Origin of the sequence: Aquabacterium sp., from assembly GCF_049274795.1 — a bacterium.
GTDB lineage: Bacteria > Pseudomonadota > Gammaproteobacteria > Burkholderiales > Burkholderiaceae_C > Aquabacterium.
In genome coordinates, this window is record NZ_JBASTH010000102.1 from 1 (window position 1) to 2,986 (window position 2,986).

At 61.6% G+C, this 2,986-nt stretch carries 2 protein-coding genes and 1 pseudogene; 1 reads left to right on the top strand and 2 read right to left on the bottom strand.

Annotated features, from left to right (window positions below; all coding sequences use genetic code 11):
* Positions 1 to 123: 123 nt before the first annotated feature.
* Positions 124 to 2,220 carry an AAA family ATPase gene (locus WAQ08_RS17575; RefSeq protein ID WP_422193364.1) on the bottom strand — a complete coding sequence of 699 codons (2,097 nt, stop codon included), beginning with the start codon at positions 2,218 to 2,220 and terminating at the stop codon, positions 124 to 126.
* Between the two features lie 228 nt (positions 2,221 to 2,448).
* Here WAQ08_RS17575 and WAQ08_RS17580 point away from each other — a divergent pair.
* Positions 2,449 to 2,558: pseudogene (locus WAQ08_RS17580) on the top strand (transposase domain-containing protein); the annotation flags it as partial.
* A 156-nt stretch (positions 2,559 to 2,714) separates the two neighbouring features.
* On the opposite strand, the gene WAQ08_RS17585 reads toward WAQ08_RS17580, so the two are convergent.
* A partial coding sequence (locus tag WAQ08_RS17585; RefSeq protein ID WP_422193366.1) for a LysR family transcriptional regulator substrate-binding protein occupies positions 2,715 to 2,986 on the bottom strand: 272 nt, incomplete at its 5' end.

Genomic DNA, 2,986 nt, shown 5'->3' on the forward strand with positions numbered 1-2,986 from the left:
TCTCGTCTGCATTCGGCGCTGGGCTATCTCAGCCCCATGCAATACGAGCAACGCTGGCTGGCGGCTCAGCGCAAGAACGCCGCATGAAACCCGGGCTAAGCGCTCCGAAATTCAGGGGCAACCTCACTCCACCAGCGTGAGGATGGACACGGTGAAGCGTGGGCCATAACAGGCCAGCAGCAAGTCATTGGCCAAGCCAGACAAAGCCGGGCCGGCATCGTCAATGGCCAGGGCGATCAGGCCATCGTTGCTCATGCATCGGGCAAACAAGTTCCAACTTCCCAAGCTGTCCTCCGCTCGGGCCATGCGAGATTGCACCTGCACACGCCGCTCAGCCAGGGCCCGCGCCTGAGCCATCAATTCGATCCTGGACTGGGCATCGCGCTCGGCGGCCAAGTGGGCTTGCTCTGCGGTGGACAAGGCCAGGCGCGCTTGCGCCTCAGCCTGGGCGGCAGCGGCCAGCATCTGATGGTCAAAGGGCGTTGGCAAACCATGAAGCACCGCGTCCAGGCGATTGAGCGCCTCCCGGAAATGCTGCGCCTGTTGCACCAGGGCCTGCGCGATCCGCTGGCGCGTTGCCTCGATCTGTTGGCGCTCGGCCTGCTCTTCGGTCGCTTCGTAGTCTTGAGTCCGGCCAAGCTCGGCTGCCAATGAGGACAGTTCAAGCTCAATGGTCTGCAAGGCGGCGCGGGCTTGGGTGATCTGACCCGCCCTGGTCGCCAGCAGCGACAAGCGGGACACCCGTGTTCGAGCCATATCGACCAAGCGTTCGGCCCGAGCCAGCGCTTGCGGCGCCAGGGACAGTTCTTCGTACCGATGGCGGATCAGGGACAGTTCCTGTTCTGCCAGGGCCTTGTCCTGTGCCAGACGACCTATCTGGCCTTGTGCGCTGGGCATCAGGGTCTGGGCTTCATGCGCATCCCCCAGCAGCTTGCATTGCCCTTGCAGATCGGTGCCTGCACAAGGCACCTCACCGACCAGGCCAAAGCGGTGCGCCAACTCCTGGGCCTTCAAAGCCGCCCTGCCTGCCTCCAGTTCGATGCTGGCTAGCTTCTGCACTAGCAGTCGTTCCGTGGCCTGTGCATCCCTCATCGCCTGCACCTGCTGTCGGCACACAACGATCTCCTGTTGCCTGGCACTCAGCACCAGTTCAGCCAGAGGCAGGCGATGTGCCGCACGCTGGACCGTGTCAGCTTCTTCCAGCACGTTCAGGCACTGGCGACGTGATTGCATGAGCGCGCTTTGCCGAGACTGCGCTTGCGTGCGCCTACTGTTGATGCGTTGCGCCAAGCGCTCCAAGCCTTGCAAGGCATCCTGCTCTTGAGCCTTGAGCCCCTCGATGGCTCGCGTGCCGGCAACGATCAACGCCTTGCGCTCCTCAAGCAACTGCGCACGACGCGCCTCGGTGCTCTGTGACTGATCCCGTTGTGCCTGCAAGCGGGCATGGCCAACCCGATGCCCATCCAATGCCTGCTGCGCTTGTTCTCGCTCAATCAAGGTCTGCGTAACTCGGTCGGATGCACCTTGCAAGCGATGCAGTCCCGCATCCAGGCGAGCATGCTCCGCATCTAGGCCGGCCAACTCCTGCCTGATGGACGACAGCCCGGCCTTGATCAGTTTGGCGGTGTCATTGGCCTTTTGCCCCAACGCTCGGATTTCTTCCTGGCCGAGCAAGTCGGACAGCAGGCTCTTGATCTCGGCATTGCGGTAGGTGCTGAGTTGGCGCTTGCCCTGCGCTGAGAACGCGGAGGTGAAGAAGGTATCAGCGCTGCCACAAATGGATTCCACACAGCGGCTGTAGGTCTCGACCTTGCCATCGGACACCAGACCATCGTCGAGACAGACGGGGCGCCATTGGCCCTCATCACTGAGTGCATGCAAATAGGCCTCGGTCTTGCGGCGCCCGTTGAGCCGGATCACCACTTGGGATCGATAGCACCTGCCTTCATGTGACCAGGTCAGATCCTTTTCGTTTTCCGGTAGACAGACATGGTCGTAGTAGGAAAAGCCGCCGGGGCCGCTCAAGGCCGCCCGTGACGGCATCGTCAGATAGGGGTGCATGTTGTCCATCAGCGTGGTCTTGCCCCGCCCATTGGCCCCTGCAATGGCGACGAGTTCAGCGCCATCGGCCAGGCGCTCGAAGTCCAGGGTCAACACGTCTTGCCCCAGGCCATAACGGATGCCCCGAAAGCCTTTGAGGGTGAGTTTCAGTGGTTGCATGGTTGGCTCCAGCGGTTTGCTGAAACCAGTTTCCGACGTGATGTCACGTTGTCAACGTCTGCCTGTCAGTACGGTGAATGCCAGCACTGCAGCGGTTGCTGTCGGTCGCGGCCGTGACCTGAGTTCACGGTGCCTGGCACAAAGCTGTCATTGGCTCACCCAGCAGCGCGGCAGCATCGATGACCGGTATCGAGGGAGCTGCAGTCATGGTCTAGCACACGTCTCCCCATGAACGGGCACGACCCTACGCCTACCTGCGCGATGTCATGGCACGCCTGCCCATGCAGCCCGCCACCCAGATCGGCGAGCTGCTGCCATACCGCTGGCAGTCAGCCTGACAGCGCATATTCAGATACACGACCGCGCCCCGCAGTCAAGATGGGATCGCCGCGCGATTACGGGCGTCCTACAACCCTTAACTTAAGTCGGCCTACAGGCGAACAGTTGCCCCTCGGTCCCATGCCCCACGGCTGCATGGAATCCAAGTTCCATACCTAGGCAATTTTCTGACTTACGCTATGCGCCAAACCCAGGAAGGTCGAGATCAGAGGAGCTTGATGCCGCTCCTTTCTACAGATGAAGTGCACCTGTGTCGCCATGCTGGTGTCTGAAATAGTTAACTTAACAAGGCGAGGATCTGGCCTGTAGGCTGTTTCCGCCACGACGCCTAGGCCCAGCCCCTCCGCCACCGCCTCTCGAACGGACTCGCGGCTGCCCATCTCCAGAGCCACCTGCACCTCGACGCCTCGCTCCTTTAGTTCTTGTT